Annotated in this window: 10 protein-coding genes and 1 rRNA gene; 8 read left to right on the forward strand and 3 right to left on the reverse strand. The window is 64.2% G+C overall.

What is annotated here, in order from left to right; genetic code table 11:
• Both LU671_RS28645 and LU671_RS28650 read left to right on the forward strand, forming a co-directional pair.
• Positions 1-3,891 (forward strand): immunoglobulin-like domain-containing protein (locus LU671_RS28645; RefSeq protein ID WP_232857775.1); only part of this gene is annotated, 3,891 nt, incomplete at its 5' end.
• A 162-nt stretch (positions 3,892-4,053) separates the two neighbouring features.
• Positions 4,054-4,395, forward strand: a complete 342-nt coding sequence (locus tag LU671_RS28650) for a tryptophan synthase subunit beta (RefSeq protein ID WP_203652574.1) — start codon at positions 4,054-4,056, stop codon at positions 4,393-4,395.
• Between the two features lie 230 nt (positions 4,396-4,625).
• On the opposite strand, the gene lapD is transcribed toward LU671_RS28650, so the two are convergent.
• Together lapD and lapG are read right to left on the reverse strand one after the other, a co-directional pair.
• The gene (lapD, locus tag LU671_RS28655; protein WP_232857776.1) at positions 4,626-6,572 is read right to left on the reverse strand and encodes a cyclic di-GMP receptor LapD; all 1,947 of its coding nucleotides are present in this window, start codon (positions 6,570-6,572) and stop codon (positions 4,626-4,628) included.
• A 10-nt stretch (positions 6,573-6,582) separates the two neighbouring features.
• Complete coding sequence (gene lapG / locus LU671_RS28660) at positions 6,583-7,284, reverse strand: cysteine protease LapG (RefSeq protein ID WP_203649467.1); 702 nt, start codon at positions 7,282-7,284, stop codon at positions 6,583-6,585.
• Positions 7,285-7,555: 271 nt separating this feature from the next.
• Here lapG and LU671_RS28665 point away from each other — a divergent pair, with 271 nt between their 5' ends.
• From LU671_RS28665 to LU671_RS28690, 6 genes are all read left to right on the forward strand, one after another.
• Entirely contained in the window at positions 7,556-8,248 is a 693-nt protein-coding gene (locus LU671_RS28665) for a GntR family transcriptional regulator (protein WP_203649465.1), read from the forward strand.
• A gap of 78 nt (positions 8,249-8,326) precedes the next feature.
• Positions 8,327-8,893, forward strand: a complete 567-nt coding sequence (locus LU671_RS28670) for a hypothetical protein (RefSeq protein WP_203649463.1) — start codon at positions 8,327-8,329, stop codon at positions 8,891-8,893.
• Positions 8,894-9,494: 601 nt separating this feature from the next.
• Complete coding sequence (locus LU671_RS28675) at positions 9,495-10,271, forward strand: DUF3050 domain-containing protein (RefSeq protein ID WP_203649461.1); 777 nt, start codon at positions 9,495-9,497, stop codon at positions 10,269-10,271.
• The gene (locus LU671_RS28680; protein WP_232857777.1) at positions 10,268-11,197 is read left to right on the forward strand and encodes a diiron oxygenase; all 930 of its coding nucleotides are present in this window, start codon (positions 10,268-10,270) and stop codon (positions 11,195-11,197) included. Before LU671_RS28675 ends, LU671_RS28680 begins: the two co-directional genes overlap by 4 nt.
• Before the next feature lie 10 nt (positions 11,198-11,207).
• On the forward strand, positions 11,208-14,639 hold the full coding sequence (locus LU671_RS28685) for an amino acid adenylation domain-containing protein (protein WP_232857778.1): 3,432 nt from the start codon (positions 11,208-11,210) through the stop codon (positions 14,637-14,639).
• Positions 14,640-14,670: 31 nt separating this feature from the next.
• Complete coding sequence (locus LU671_RS28690; RefSeq protein ID WP_232857779.1) at positions 14,671-15,138, forward strand: SRPBCC family protein; 468 nt, start codon at positions 14,671-14,673, stop codon at positions 15,136-15,138.
• Positions 15,139-15,476: 338 nt separating this feature from the next.
• Here LU671_RS28690 and rrf read toward each other — a convergent pair.
• Positions 15,477-15,592: ribosomal RNA gene (gene rrf / locus LU671_RS28695) — 5S ribosomal RNA — on the reverse strand.
• Positions 15,593-15,752 lie beyond the last annotated feature (160 nt).

Here is a 15,752-nt window from a genome sequence, read left to right on the forward strand (position 1 = left end):
AAGCTCGACCAGGACCTGACCGTGACCCTGAGCAACGGTGCCAAGGTAATCATTCCGGCTGGCCAGACCCAGGTCGAGTACAAGGCCGCCGCCCAAGGCGACGACGTGTTCAAGGATGGCAGCTCGCTGACCGTCGGCATCACCGATGCCGCGGTCACCGGCAAGACCTTCGAGAACCTCGAGCTGGGTGGCAACGCCACCGTGCAGATCAGCGATACCATCAGTGAAGTGGTCGCCACCCTGTCCGCCGACAAGACCACCGTCAGCGAAGGCGGCCAGGTCACCTACACCGTGACCCTGACCAACGCCCAGGGCCTGTCGGTCACCGGCCACAACGGCCTGACCTTCACCCTGACCGATGGCACCAAGGTCAGCATCCCGGCCGGCAGCGCCAGCGGCACCTTCACCATCACCGCCAAGGACGACCCGTACCTCGGTGGCCAGCCGAACATCGTCAACAAGATCGAAACGGTCGCCGGTGGCGACAACTTCGAGAAACTGACCCTGGGCAGCAATACCGTCACCACCAGCGTCACCGACGAGCCGAGCGGCCAGGGCGACCTCACCACCGTCGGCATCAGCGGCGACACCTCGGTGACCGAAGGCGATACCGCCCACTACAACCTGACCCTGAGCAACCCGTCGAAGTCCGAGGTGACCATCACCCTGACCTACAGCGGCACCGCCACCGACGGCCAGGACTTCACCGGTGTGGTCACCGTGAAGATCCCGGCGGGCAGCAGCGGCACCACCTTCGACATCAAGACCATCGACGACAAGCTGGTCGAGGGTTCGGAGAACTTCACGGTCAAGATCAGCGGCGCCACGGGCGGCGGCTTCGAGAACCTGCAGGTCGACGCCGGCAAGTCCAGCGTCACCACCACCATCATCGACAACGACCACGCGCCGGTGTCGACCGGTGGCGCCGTGACCGGCAGCGAAGACACCGACTACGTGTTCAAGTGGGGCGACTTCAACGTCAGCGACGCCGATGGCAACACCGGCCTGTCGGTGACCATCAGCAAGCTGCCGGACCTGGGCAGCCTGAAGTTCTTCAACGGCACCTCGTGGGTCGATGTGTCGCTGAACCAGAACATCAGCCAGGCCGACATCGCCGCCGGCAAGCTCAAGTTCGTGCCGCTGGCCAACCAGTCGGGCGTCGACGGCTATGGCGGCAGCGGCGTGGGCAACAAGCAGGCCGACTACGCGCAGATCAAGTACAAGCCCAACGACGGCACCAACGCCGGCGGCGAAGTGACCATGAAGGTCGATATCGCGCCAGTGGCCGACAAGCCTGACCTGAACATCGGCAACAACAACGTCAACTCCATCGGCCTGCTCAAGGAAACCTGGAACAGCCTCACCGGCCTGGGTAACAACGGCAACGGCATCACCGGCGATGCGCTGAAGAACGTCTTCGCCAACTCCGGCAACGCCAGCAAGAGCGAGACCGTCACCGGTGTCGACACGGTCGCCACCGTGTCGCCTGGCACAGGCTCGAAGACCTCCGGCCTGATCTACCTCGAAGCCGGCAAGACCTATGCGTTCAGCGGCACCGCCGACGACAGCCTGCAGATCGTCGTCGGTGGCAAGAACGTCGCCAGCGGTACCTGGGGCTCGGGCAGCGGCGCCATCTCCGGCAGCTTCACCCCGACCACCAGCGGCTACTACACCCTGGAGATCTACAACGCCAACCAGTCCGGCCCCGGCAGCCTGGACGTCAACATCAAGGTGGGCAACGGCGCGGTCACCGACCTCAACAGCTCGAACATCCCGATGTACCCGAGCGTCAAGGACCTGACCAACGCCGGCGTGACCGTCGGCGACCTGCACGGCAGCAACAACCAGGGCTACTACGACGGCTACAAGCTCAACGAAGGCAGCGAGAACGGCGCCCCGGTCAAGCTGGTGGGCATCAGCACCAACCTCACCGACACTGACGGCTCCGAGGCCCTGAGCGTCAAGCTCAGCGGCATCCCGGCAGGCTCGGTGCTGGCCGACAATGCCGGCCACACCATCACCGTCGGCAAGGACGCGGTGGACGTCACCGGCTGGAACCTGGGCAGCCTGACCATCAAGCCACCGGCCTACTATGCCGGCCAGTTCGACGTGAAGGTCAGCTCGACCTCCACCGAGAGCGTCGGCGGCAGCACCGCGACCAGCGAAGGCACCATCAAGGTCACGGTCTACCCGCAGTCCTACACCACCAGCAACCTGTCCTCGGACAGCGACAACATCACCGGCACCGACGGCAACGATGTGGTGGTGGCCGACGTCACCGGCCTGCACGTGGTGCCGGGCCAGGACTACAACCTCGCCTTCATCGTCGACACCTCGGGCAGCATGGGCTCGTCCGGCGTGGATGCGGCGAAGAAATCCCTGGAGTCGGTGTTCAAGACCCTGGCCGCCAGCGTCAAGGGCGACCAGTCGGGCACCGTGAACATCCTGCTGGTGGACTTCGCCACCCAGGTCAAGAGCAGCGTTGCGGTAACCCTGAACGATGCCGGCCTGCAGCAGTTGCTCAACGCCCTGAACAACCTGCGGGCGGACGGCGGCACCAACTACGAGGACGCCTTCAAGACCACCGCCAACTGGTTCCAGAACCTCAAGGATGGTGGCAACACCGGCAGCAACCAGACGTTCTTCATCACCGACGGCAAGCCGACCTACTACCAGGCCAACGAGAACCCCAACCCGACCCTGGGGACCTCGGGCATCACCCTGGACACCTTCCTGGCTTCGATCAACTACAAGCCGGGCATGGCCTACAACGGCTACATCGACAGCAGCAACACCAACTACGTCAGCATCGACAACGCCGGCAACCTGCAGGTGCAGTACTACCGCAACGGCTGGAAATACGGCGTATCGGGCGAACTGCATGCCGAAGGCAACGGCACCTATGAGCTGTCTTCGCGTGGCGGCCTGGGCTACGACACCAACAGCACCACCACGAGCAACTCGCAGGACAGCTTCAAGCTGCTCTCGGGCCTGTCCCAGGTCGAGGCCATCGGCCTCAACAACGGCGTCAACACCAACGACCTGAAACCATACGACACCGACGGCAAGCCGCAGACCAACATCGACCCGAGCAAGCTGGCCGAAGCCATCCTCGGCCATACCGAAGTCACCCAGCCGGGCAATGACACGGTCAACGGCGGCGACGGCAACGACATCATCTTCGGCGACCTGATGGTCTTCGACGGTGTTGCCGGCACCGGTGTCGAGGCGATCCGCGGCTATGTCGCCGACAAGCTGGGCGTCGACGCGGGCAGCGTGGACGCACGGGCGATGCACAAGTACATCACCGAGAACTACGCCGAGTTCGATGTCTCGCGCAGCAACGACGGCGCCGACACCCTGCTGGGCGGCAATGGCAACGACATCATCTTCGGCCAGGGTGGCAACGACTACATCGACGGCGGCAAGGGCAATGACATCCTGCTCGGTGGCACCGGCAACGACACCCTGCTCGGCGGCGAAGGCAACGACATCCTGTTCGGCGGTGCCGGCAATGACATCCTCATCGGCGGCAAGGGTGACGACATCATGACCGGTGGCAGCGGTGCCGACACCTTCGTGTGGAAGTCCGGCGACCTGGGCAAGGACGTGATCAAGGACTTCAAGGCCAGCGAGGGCGACCGCCTCGACCTGAGCGACCTGCTCCAGGGCGAGAAGGCCAGCACCATCGACAACTTCCTGAAGATCACCACGGTCAATGGCGAGTCGACCCTGCAGGTCAGCACCGAAGGCAAGCTCAACGCCGCCGGTGGCCTGGCCAACGCCGACGTGACCATCAAGCTCGAGGGCGTGAACTGGTCCAACACCACGATCAACTCGTTGATCAGCGGCGCCGACCCGACCATCAAGATCGACAACTCCAACAGCTGATCCCTGCCTCTCTACGGCGGCCCGCAAGGGCCGCCGTTGGGGGCGCGGGCTTTTCCAGCCATCCCTTCACGCGCATACTCGTGCACCGGGCTTACATGCCCGGTGAACTTTGCCTATGCTGCTGACTACCAAAAAGGATTCATCGTGACGAGGGACGCCGCCATGTTCTACGTGCAACGCGACGCTGACGGCCGTTTGCTGCGGGTTGAAGCCGCCGAATTCGGTGGTTTTAACGACATGGTCCCGGCAGACAATGCCGAGATCCAGGAATGGTTCGCCGACAACGTTGTCGAGAACAGCCTCAAGCAGCTCAAGCAGAGCGACCTGGACATGATCCGGGTACTGGAGGACCTGATCGAGGTACTGACCGCCAAGGGCGTGTTCAGCATCACCGACCTGCCGCCCGGTGCCCAGGCCAAGCTGCTCAGTCGCGCCAGTGCACGTGAGGCGCTAGGCGGCCTGAACAACCTGATCGAGGAAGACGAGGACGGCGGATTGATCTGATCACGCGGCCCTTGCTTGCTCCTGTAGGAGATAGGCCAGCCTTTCGGGCTACGACGCTGTCGCGCAGGGAACTGTTATCACTGTGGGAGCGGCTTTAGCCGCGAAGAATCCAACGCGGTGCCTGGCACCGGCTCTGCCGGTGTTCGCGGCGGTGCGGCGGTCCGATAAACCCGCTCCCACAGGGCTCGCGTGCTACCCGAAGGGCTGGGTAATCTCCCACAGGGTGCCACTCAGCGCCAGGGTGCCGGCCCACCTACCAGTTGCCCCTGAATCCCCTGCACGCCCATCTCCCGTAGTACCTTCAGCTCCCCTTCGGTCTCTACCCGCTCGGCGATCAACGGCAGGTCGATGCTGTGCGCCGCGCGCTGGATGGCCTCGATGAACAGGCGCTTGTGCCGCTCCTGGTCGATGCTGCGGATATAGCCACCGTCGATCTTCAGGTAGGCCAGGCCCAGGTGGGCGAGGTTGCCGATCATGCTGAAGCGCCCGCCGAAGCGTTGCAGCGCCAGGCTGAAGCCCAGGGCGCGCAGGCGTCGGGTCAGTTGCTCCAGCACCGATTGCTCGGGCAACTGCTCTTCGCCGATCTCGAAGGTCAGCCGCCGCCCCAGCGCGCCATGCTGCCCCAGCAGCTCGTAGACTCGCTGCAGCGCCTTGGGATCGGCCAGGGTCGCGGCCGACAGGTTCAGCGCGAGCGCCTCGCCATGTCCCTGCAAGTGCCTGAGCACTTTCTCCAGCACCAGCAGGTCCAGCCGCGCCATCCAGCCGAAGCGCTCCAGCCACGGCAGGAAGCGGCCGGCCGCCAGGGCTTCACCCTGCTCGTCGTGCAGGCGCGAGATGACCTTGTAGTGCAGCACCCGCTCCGGCGCCCTGGCATCCACGACGGGCTGGAAGAACAGCTCGAACTGCCCTTTGTCCAGTGCCTGGTCCAGGCGCGTGTGCCAGGCGTGGTGGCTGTCGGCGGCCTGGCCCGCTGCGCCCTGTTCCAGGCACACCCAGCCCGGCGCGGGCTGGCTCTCGGCGCGGGCCAGGGCCTCGTCGGCAAGCTTGAGCAGCGCTTGCGGGGCATCCCCGGGGCTGTAAGGCGCCAGGCCAATGCAGGCCACCGGGTCGACATCGCTGGCGCCGGTCTCGTGCAGACTCTGCAAGGTGGTCTCCAGGGCTTGAGCCAACTGGATCGCCTCCTCATACACCATGCCCGGCGCCAGCACCGCGAACTCGCCGCCACGACTGCGGGTGATCAGGTCGTTGGTCTCCGGGAAGTTCGCGCAGGTGCGGCGCAACTGCTCGCCCACCGCCTGCAGCAACTGATCGGTGCGCTGGCCCCCCAGGCGCGCGTTCAGGCCCGCCAGGTCCTGGACCCGCAGCAACAGCAGGTAGCCGGCACGGGCCTCCTCCAGATTGCTGACCCGGGCGTTGAGCTGCATTTCGAAGTATCGACGGTTGGCCAGCCCGGTGAGGCTGTCCTGGTACGACTCGGCACGCAGCTTCTCGCTGCGCTCGGCCTGTTCGGTGAACAGCGCCTTGAGCTTCTCGACCATCTGGTTCATCGCCTGCACCACCCGGCGCAGCTCGGGTGTGCGCGGCAACTCCGGCAGGCTGAGGAACTCACGGCGAGCAATGGCGTGGGACTGCGCCACCATATAGTCAAGCGGCCGCAGTTGGCGACGCAGCAGCAGCGCCCCGAGCACCGCACTCGCCGCGCCGCACAGCAGCAGCCAGCCCAGGCTGCCCAGGGCGCTCTGCCAGAGCTTGGCCAGGGCGAACATCGGATGGCTGATCACCTCGACCCGCGCCGCCTGCTGCCAGCCACGGCTGACAATGGCGTCGCCACCGGCCGGGTCCAGGCCGATCAGCTGGATGAACCAGCCCGGCACGCTTCCCGCATCGGGCTCGGCATGGCGCTCGACCAGCACGGCATTGGAATCCAGGTCGATGACCTTGATGCTCGAATAGTAGCCACTGTCGAAAATCGAGCTGACCATCAGCTCGACCATCGCCGGGTCATCGATGTTCGGCGTCAGCGACAGCGCCAGCGCGGTCGCCGCATCCTGGGCATGGGAGCGCAGCTGGTTGACATACTGGCTGCGCGAGCTCTCCAGGCTGACCATGAAGCTGCCACTGAAGGCGACCACCAGGAACAGGCAAATGGCTAGCAGCAATTGTTTGAACAGTGACATCTGTGCTCCTTCAGTAAACCGGTTCGGCCGGGAACCCTTCGGCCTGCATTTTCTTCAGCAAGTCCTGCCACCGCGACAGGCGCTTGGTGTCACCGACCTTCTTGTTGCCGCCAGCGCCGGTCAGCCACAGGCCTTCACCGTTGAAGGCATACACCGGCAGCAGGTCGGTACGCTGGCTGGCCGGCTTGATCGCGTCCATCAGGCTGTCGAGCACCAGCGGCTGGGCCTGTGGGCTTGAATAATAGGTCAGGACCATGTGCGCACGGTTCTGGCGCAAGGCCTTGACGTAGGTGATGCGCAGCTTTTCCGCCGGGACGCCCATGCGCCGCAGGCTGAAGTACTTGGCGATGGCATAGTCCTCGCAGTCGCCCGCGCCCTTGATCAGCGACTGCACCGGCGTGGCCCAGTAATCGACCTCGTGCCACAGGTCGATGTCCTCGACGTAGCGCAACTGCTTGTTGAAGAACAGGTTGACTACCTGCAACTGCTCCAGCTCGCTGCCCTGCTTCTGTGTCGCCAGCAGGTTCTGCCAGGCATCTATACGCCCCTGCCCCGGCCCCAGCGGACCATACAGGGCCTGCGCACGGCGGCTGATCTGCGAGAAGTCCCAATCCGCCTGGGTAGCGCCCAGCCACAGGCAGCCGAGCAGCACGGCAAGGCCGAGCCGGCGTGCGGTCGCATTGAGAGGCCAAGGTATCGCCACTGCGGACACCCGTTCAGATCAGTCGAAAGCAGCGATGGTGCGGGCTGGCGCGGCAAAAGACAATGGCACCGGGTGCCTGTGCTGCCAACTGTCGGCAAACCCGCTTCGTACAAGGGCTGGCGACCTTGGCCATCTTCCCAATGCCGACAACTTGCTTCACGATAGCCGCGTTTCGTGAGTGCGCCATGGCGCACCCGCTTGATCAATCCGTTTGACAAGCGCCCCCTTCCCTCACTAGGGTTATTGGATCCAATTTTCATGTTGCCGAGGCGAACCCCGCGTGGCTGAGAAACCCAAACTCCTGAGCACCGTGCTGGGCAGCGAGCAGGTACCGCCGCACCTGGCCCGCAGTGTCATAGAAGAGCGCCTGCGCAGTGCCATCCTCGACGGCCGCCTGCCACCGGGCACCGCCGTGCGCCAGCAAGAGCTGGCGACCCTGTTCGGCGTCAGCCGCATGCCCGTGCGCGAAGCGCTGCGCCAGCTCGAGGCCCAGTCGCTGCTGCAGGTGGTGATGCACAAAGGTGCGGTTGTGGCACCACTGATCGGCGAGGATGCCGTCGACACCTACGCCCTGCGCGTGCTGCTCGAGACCGAGGCGTTGCGTCAGTCGATCCCCTTGCTCGATGCCGACGACATCACCCAGGCCAGGGCATACATCCGCCAGCTGGAAAATGAGACCCGCCACGCCGAGATCGGCCGGCTCAACCGTCTGTTCCACATGGCCCTCTACAGCAAGGCGCAGAACCAGAAACTGCTGCGCATGATCGAGATCGAGCTCAACGAGGAGGAACGCTTCCTGCGCTTCCACCTGTCCTCGATGGGGCTGGGCAAGCTCACCCAGGACGACCACATCGCCCTGGTCGACGCCGCCAGCGACAAACTGGTGGACAGAGCCATCGAGCTTCTGGAAGAGCACCTGAACCATGCCGCGCGCACCATCAGGAGCTACCTCGACAGGCAATCGGGCAACTGATCCTGCTCAACCGCGCAGCCGACCTCAGCGACCGCGTCGCTGCGCAGACACGATCCGCCACAAGGAACGGCAGTGCACGTGCAGACGCGACAGGAAACCACGCCCGACCAGCCGTCCAGGATCCGCCTGATCTGCCTGGCCAGCACCCGGCAGCAACTTGCCCAGTACCGTACCTGGGCAAGGACCCTCAGCGACCCCATCGAACTGGTCGCGGTCGATGTCCCAAGCATTGCCGACCTGGAACAGTCCACCGCGTTGCCCGTGGCCGGGCGCCTGACCCAGGCCCTGCGCGAACAGCTCCAACCCTACCTTGCACAACCCCACGCGATGTTCGCCCAGGGACTGGGCGCGCACATCGCCCTGGCCCTGATCCAACAGGTGCAGGAGACGAGTCCGGGGCAGACCCGTCACTTGTTTGTTTCAAGCTGTGACAGCCCGCAGTTCAGTACCAGCAACCTTCCATTGCAGGTGCCGATGACCGTGCTGTACCCGCCCGGCTCCCTGGCCGCGATGCTCGGCTGGCACAGTCTGGTGCGCCGAGAGCTGGAGCTGATCGAGTTGCCGCTGCCATCGGTCGATGCTTCGCTGCTCAACCAGCGCCTGGTGCGCATCTTCAACAGCCACCTCGGGCTGCTCAGTTACTGACCTTCCCCCTGCCTTCCATACGCTGACCAAGAGGGCATTTACTCTGCCCGGTCTGCTGCTGGCCATGGCAGTGCCAGCATTTTGGGCACACTCTACTCCCCGCAGCGGCCGCTGATCATCAGACGTGGACCTGGCCGCCTGCCTCCTCATTCACCAGTAGAAGGAACCTGGCACCGGGGCAAGGACCGCACGCGATCAGCCGCCCTCCAATAGTCACTCTCCCATCTCCGTTCACCAGTGCTCCGAGTGAGGCATTCACTCTGTGTCTATTTTTCTGATCGTTATTTATCGGAAGGAGCACATATTGCCAAAATAAAACTTACCCAAAGTTTTATTCGGGCACTTATATTTCAAGAAAAGTCCGAGCATAAAATAATCAAAAAAACAATTGCGGCGAACTTTGAAGTTGTTCTAACTTTTATAGCGCCAGCCAAGGGCGGCCAGGTATCACCGTGGACGCCTTGCCAGACAAGCCCTGCCGGCCTCTATCCGTTGTTCGATGTCGAAATTTCATTCGAGGTATCTCTTCGCCTGGAATTTATATAGCGAACAATGCGCAGAGCAACTTGATCCCTGAATTCCATCCATAACGGACCTCATCATGAGCACATTGAAGCGCACACTTTCCGACAAGAAACATGAACTTTCCCTGCACCCGCTCTTTTCCGAGATCGACTCGCTGCAGACACTGCGTCGATTTATGGAAACCCATGTTTTTGCAGTCTGGGACTTCATGTCGCTGACCAAGCGCCTGCAGCAGGAGCTGACCTGCGTCAGCCTGCCATGGCTGCCACCTGCGGACCCGGCCGCAGCACGCCTGATCAACGAGATCGTGCTGGGCGAAGAATCGGATGACCGCCTCGACCACGGTCACTACAGCCACTTCGAACTGTACCTGGATGCCATGCGCGAGGTCGGCGCCAGCACCCAGGCCATCGATCGCTTCATCAGCCTGCAACAGCAAGGCATCACGGCCATTGACGCCCTGCAGCGCTGCGGTGCCAGTGAAGCCGCCCAGCGATTCGTCCGCGACACCCTCGAGGTGGCTATCGACGCGCCGGCCCACCGGGTTGCGGCCGCCTTCCTGCATGGCCGAGAAAGCGTGATCCCGGCGATGTTCCAGCAGATCCTCGACGAGTGGGGCATCGGCACCGAGCAGGCTCCGACCTTCCGTTACTACCTGCAACGCCACATCGAGGTGGACTCCGAAGACCACGGGCCTGCCGCCGAACAATTGCTGGCCCGCCTGGTCGACCACGACCCGCTGCGCCAGGAAGACGTCTACGTGGCCGCCATCGCCGCCGTGGACAGCCGCATGGCGCTGTGGGACCGCCTGCGTGCCTCGCTGCAGACACCTGTCGCCGAGGTCACCCCATGAATGCCCTCGAGTACCGCTCCTTTGCCGAGGCCTGGGAGGCTCGGGCGACCATCCGCACCCGGCCCCGGCGCCTGGTGGAGGATGACCAGCGACTGATCTACCCCCTGAGCCGCCAACCCCTGGTGCTCGGCGCGACATTCCAGCGCGAATGTCCGCAGCTGCGTGATTTCGTGCTGGTGCAAAGTCTCTACAAGTTCATCAACGATGTGGTGATCTTCGAGACCGAAATCGTCGACCGCACCGCCCGGCGCATCGCCAAGGACCGCTTTGCCGTGCGCTTCCCGTTCGCCTGCCGCTACGACGCGATGACCGTGGTGGTGGACGAGGACTATCACGCCCTGGTGGCGATGGACTTCCTGCAGCAGACCATCGCCTTGACCGGCATCGATCCAATCGCCCTGCCCCAGGAGATCGAACTCAGCCGCGCCATTCCGGCCGTGCTGGAACAAGTGCCCGAGGCACTGCGCGATGCGCTGGAGCTGATCTGCGTGGGCATCGCCGAGAACACCCTGACCGACGATGTCGCGGCCTTTGCCAAGGACGACTCGGTCAAGCCCTCGGTGAAGGGACTGATGGCCGATCACCTGCTGGACGAAGGCCGTCATTCAAGCTTCTGGGCGCGGCTGACGCGCATCTACTGGCACACCGCGCCGGAGGCGGATCGCCAGGCAATCGCCAAGGTGCTGCCGTTGTTCCTGCGTCAGTACCTGACCAGCGACATCCAGCAGGCGTTCGACTGTGCCCTGATCGCCGCCTTGCCAGTGAATGAAACGGTGCGCCAGGCCCTGCGCGAAGAAGCGCAAGGCCTGGCCTACCCGATCAATCACCAGCATCCGCTGCTGGGCAACATCCTGCGTTTCTTCCGCAGCAGCTCGATGCTCGAGTCGCCTTGCGTACAAGACGCCCTGCGCGATTACCTGCCCTGAGGACCTGGACATGAGACGCCTCGACATACTCCTGGTGGGCACCAGCCCCACCCTGGAGGCATTCACCCGGCTGCTCGACGAGCACGGCCATGGCTCGGCCACCGCCGACAGCGCGCAACCCTTGCGCCAGCAGCTGTCGACCCGGCCGGACCTGGTGGTGGAAGATGGCAGCCTGGCCCTGGGCAGCTGCGACTGGCATGCCCTGGGCAACACGCCACTGCTCAGGCTGCGCCTGGGCGCCAGCTTCGCCGAGCCCCTGCCGCAACTGGAAGCCCTGTGCTGGTGCGGCAGTGCCAGCGCCCAGCGGCTGATCCAGCGAACTGCGATCCCCGCGCCGAGTGCCGGCAACGGCCAGCAGTTGCGCGAAGACGCCCTGCAGGCCCTGTGTGATCAACTGGCCCTGCAGGTCACCCGCTTTGCGCGCAATCCGGCGCATCTGCAGGAAGCACCCGCGGCAAGCCCCGGCGACCAGGAGCGCGAGCACGGCCTGGACTGGCTGGAGGCTCTGGCCTACCGCCACCCATTCAACCGCACACTGCGCGCTGACTTGCTGGAGAAGGCCGAAACCGGCCTGATCGATACGCTGGAGCACAGCTTGCGCCTGCATGCCGAATGCCCTGCGCTGAACCATGCCGGCCAGCGCTCCAGCTATCGCCAGCTGCATGCCCGCACCGTCGCCATCCAGCAGGCCCTGGCGCCGTTGCTGCCCGAGCCAGGTGAACAGCCACCCGTGGTCGCCGTGTGCATGGGCAAGTCGCCCGACCTCTATGCCAGCCTGCTGGCGGTGCTGGGCTGCGCCGCCATCTACCTGCCGCTGGACCCGGCAACGCCGGCCGAACGACGCCAGTCGATCCTCGAGGATGCCGGTGCCTGCGTCGTGCTGCATGACGGGCAGGCGCCTGTGGATATCTCTCATGTGGATATTCGCGGCATCGCGGCGACACCGGCCATGCCGTTGCCCGGCCTGGCGCTGCGCCAGGCCGGCGCCGAGCAGGCCTGCGTGGCGATCTACACCTCCGGCACTACCGGCCAGCCCAAGGGCGTGCTGCTCAGCCAGCGCAACCTTACGCACTTCATGGCCTGGTACCGTGAGCATGTGGCCCTGGACGAGCACAGCCGAGTGCTGCAGTTCTCCACCATCGGCTTCGATGCCTCACTGCTGGATATCCTGCCGACCTTCGCCTGCGGTGCGGAACTGGTGCTGCCCAGTGAGGATCAGCGCCGCGATCCGCAGCAGCTGGTACAACTTATCCACAGCCAGGAAGTCAGCCACGCGTTCCTGCCACCGGCCCTGCTGAGCATCCTGCCGCGCAATGTCCACCTCGGCCTGCGCCACCTGGTCACTGGCGGCGACGTCTGCGAGCCGGAGGTCATCGCCCGCCTGGCCGGTCAGTGCCGGATGCACAACATCTACGGGCCGACGGAAACCACAGTGCTGGCCACCACCCGGGTGTTCGCCAGTGGTGACAGCAACCGCAACCTGGGCCTGCCGATCGCCAACACCCAGGTGCTGATACTCGACCCGGCGCTGCAACCGGTAACGGAGCAGACCCCGGGCGAGCTGTACATCGCCGGGCCCGGTGTCGGCCTGGGCTATCTGAACAAGCCGGCACTGACCGCCGAACGCTTCGTCGAGTTGGACCTGCCCGCCGGCCGCACGCTGCGTGCCTATCGCACCGGAGACATCGGCAAGTGGACCGCCCAGGGCATCGAGCTGTGCGGACGGCGTGACAACCAAGTGAAGATCCGAGGTTTTCGGGTCGAGCCCGAGGAGATCGAGCACTGCTTGCGCGACAGCCACCTGTTCGCCCAGGTGGCGGTGGTGATCGACGCGCAGCGCCGGATCCTGGCTTTCCTCGCCCACCCACAGCGGACCGATGCGCAAGCCTTGCTGCGCGAACATGCCGAGCGGCACCTGCCCGACTACATGCGCCCGTTGTTCTACCAGGTGCTGGAGCACATGCCCTATACCGCCAACGGCAAGGTGGACCGCCGGGCGCTGTCGGCACAGCCACTGGCCCTGTCGGCGAACGCGCACATCGCACCAGAGACCAACACCGAAAAGCGCCTGTTGCATCTGTGGAGCGAGTTGCTGGAACTGCCGCCAGCCGACATCTCACTGGACGACAGCTTCTTCAACCTGGGCGGGCACTCGATCCTCTTGTCGCGCCTGTTGCTGGAGATCCGGGAACACTTCGGCCAGGGTGTGACCATCAACCGTTTCATCGAGCAGCCGACCCTGCGGCGCCTGGGCGCGCTGCTCGACGGCAACGATGATGCGCTGCCGACCTCCCTGGCGCGCCTGGAGCAGGACGCCAACCGCGATCTCGGCCTGCAGGTACTGCCGATGGAGCGTCTGGGCGATGTGCACAAGGTCATCGTCACCGGGGCCAACAGCTTCCTTGGCGTACACCTGGTCGAAGCCTTGCTGGAATGGGGCGCCACCGAAGTCGCCTGCCTGGTACGTCGCGCCGGTGGGCAGTCCGCCGAGGAACGCTTCGCCCAGGCCCTGCAGGACAACCATATCGACCTGGACCTGGGCCGCGTGCGGGTACTCGAGGCAGACCTGCGCAAGCCGCTGCTGGGCTTGTCCCAGGCCGACTACGACGACCTGGACAACCACTATGGCGCCCTGCTGCACAACGCCGCGCAGGTCAACCATGTGCTCGACTACGAGGTGCTGGCCGCCGACAACATCGAGCCGTTGTTCGAGTGCCTGCGGCTGTGCGAAGGCCGACGCAAGAAGATCTTCAACTTCGTCTCGACCCTGTCCGCGTGCAGCGCGGTGGACGGCGACGGTCGCGTGCTGGAGAGCGACCCGGCCAGTACCCCGCCGATCTACATCCGCAATGGCTACAACCTGAGCAAATGGGTCGGCGAGCGCATCCTCAGCCGTGCCCGCGAGCAGGGCGTGTGGGTCAACCTGTTCCGTCCCGGCAACATCACCTTCGACAGCCGCACGGGCGCCTGCCAGCCCCAGCGCAACCGGCTGATGCTGATGCTCAAGGGTTCGCTGCAACTGGGCCAGGTACCGGGGCTGGAGATCGACTTCGACCTCATGCCGGTGGACTTCCTGTCCCGTTTCATCGCCTTCCACAGCAGCCGCCACCAGGCTGGCCAATGCGTGTTCAACCTGCACAACCCCGAGCCACTGCGCTGGCGTGACTACCTGGCGTCGTTCCATGCGCAGGGCCATGCCTTCGAGTTGGTCAGCGTCGAGCAGTGGCAGCGCCAGTTGGCCCGGGTCGACCGCCAAAACGCGCTGTACGACGTCCTGGGCTTCTACCTGGACGGCTTCGAAGAAGACATCGGCGATATCTCCGGCATCGCCCACGACAACGCCCGTGCCGGCGTGCAGCGCATGGGCGCCCGTTACCCGAGCAAGGACCCGGCGCTGCTTAGCCGCGGCTGCCGCTACCTGGCCGACATCGGCTTTATCTGACCCCCTTTATCCACAACAGGAGCAACATCCCATGCAAGCACTCAAACCCGACACCCTGATCCGCAACCCGCAAGGCTGCCTGGTGGTTTCCAGCGTCGAGATCGCCGCCCCGGCCGCCAGCGTGTGGAATATCGTCGGCAACTTCGCCGGCTTCCCGGTGTTCATCCCCGCGCTGGCGCATATCGAAATGACCGGCAGTGGCGTGCGCTCGGTGCGCAAGAAACTGTTCAAGGATGGCAACGTGGTGATCGAGCAGTTGAACAGCCGTGACGAGCAGGCCATGCACATGACCTGGAGCCTGATCTACACCAGCCTGAATATCGGCAACCTGTGGGCTGCCATGGAGGTGCAGACGATCGACGCCAGCCGCAGCCGTGCGACCTGGACCATCCAGGCCGAGCCCTGGGAAGGTGGTCCAGATACCCTGCCGGGCTTCCAGGCGTTCCTGCAGGGCTTTGCCGATGAGGCGATGGGCAATGTGCGTAATCTGCTGAGCTGATAGCACTGGCAGGGGCGTATGCCCCGGTAGCAAAAAGGCCGCTCCCAACCGGGAGCGGCCTTTTTTGTCTTGGAGATAAGGGAGTAAGGGATAGCCCTTCGGGCTGTGCTGTTGCACGGCGAAAAGAGATCTCTGTAGGAGCGGCTTTAGCCGCGATGCAAGCAACTCGGTGTCTGGCACCCGCTTCGCGGGTGATCGCGGCTGAAGCCGCTCCTACAGGGGGCCGTGCTGTGCCTGGGAATGCCGTTCCCTTCACGACGGCCCAGGGAGCTCGTGCATTGATACCCTGAAAAGACAAAGCCCCCGACCGCATCGCGATCAGGGGCTTTGGAATTGAATCTTGACGATGACCTACTCTCACATGGGGAAACCCCACACTACCATCGGCGATGCATCGTTTCACTGCTGAGTTCGGGATGGGATCAGGTGGTTCCAATGCTCTATGGTCGTCAAGAAATTCTGTGTGCCGGTCCGTCCGAGGGACGTGCCAGCGAATCTCTGTACTCTCTACTTAAAGACAAAACCCCTACCTGCTCGCGCAGATAGGGGTTTTGCGAAATGAATCTTGACGATGACCTACTCTCACATGGGGAAACCCCACACTACCATCGGCG

It is taken from the genome of Pseudomonas sp. NMI760_13 (assembly GCF_021283245.1).
Taxonomy (GTDB): domain Bacteria; phylum Pseudomonadota; class Gammaproteobacteria; order Pseudomonadales; family Pseudomonadaceae; genus Aquipseudomonas; species Aquipseudomonas peradeniyensis.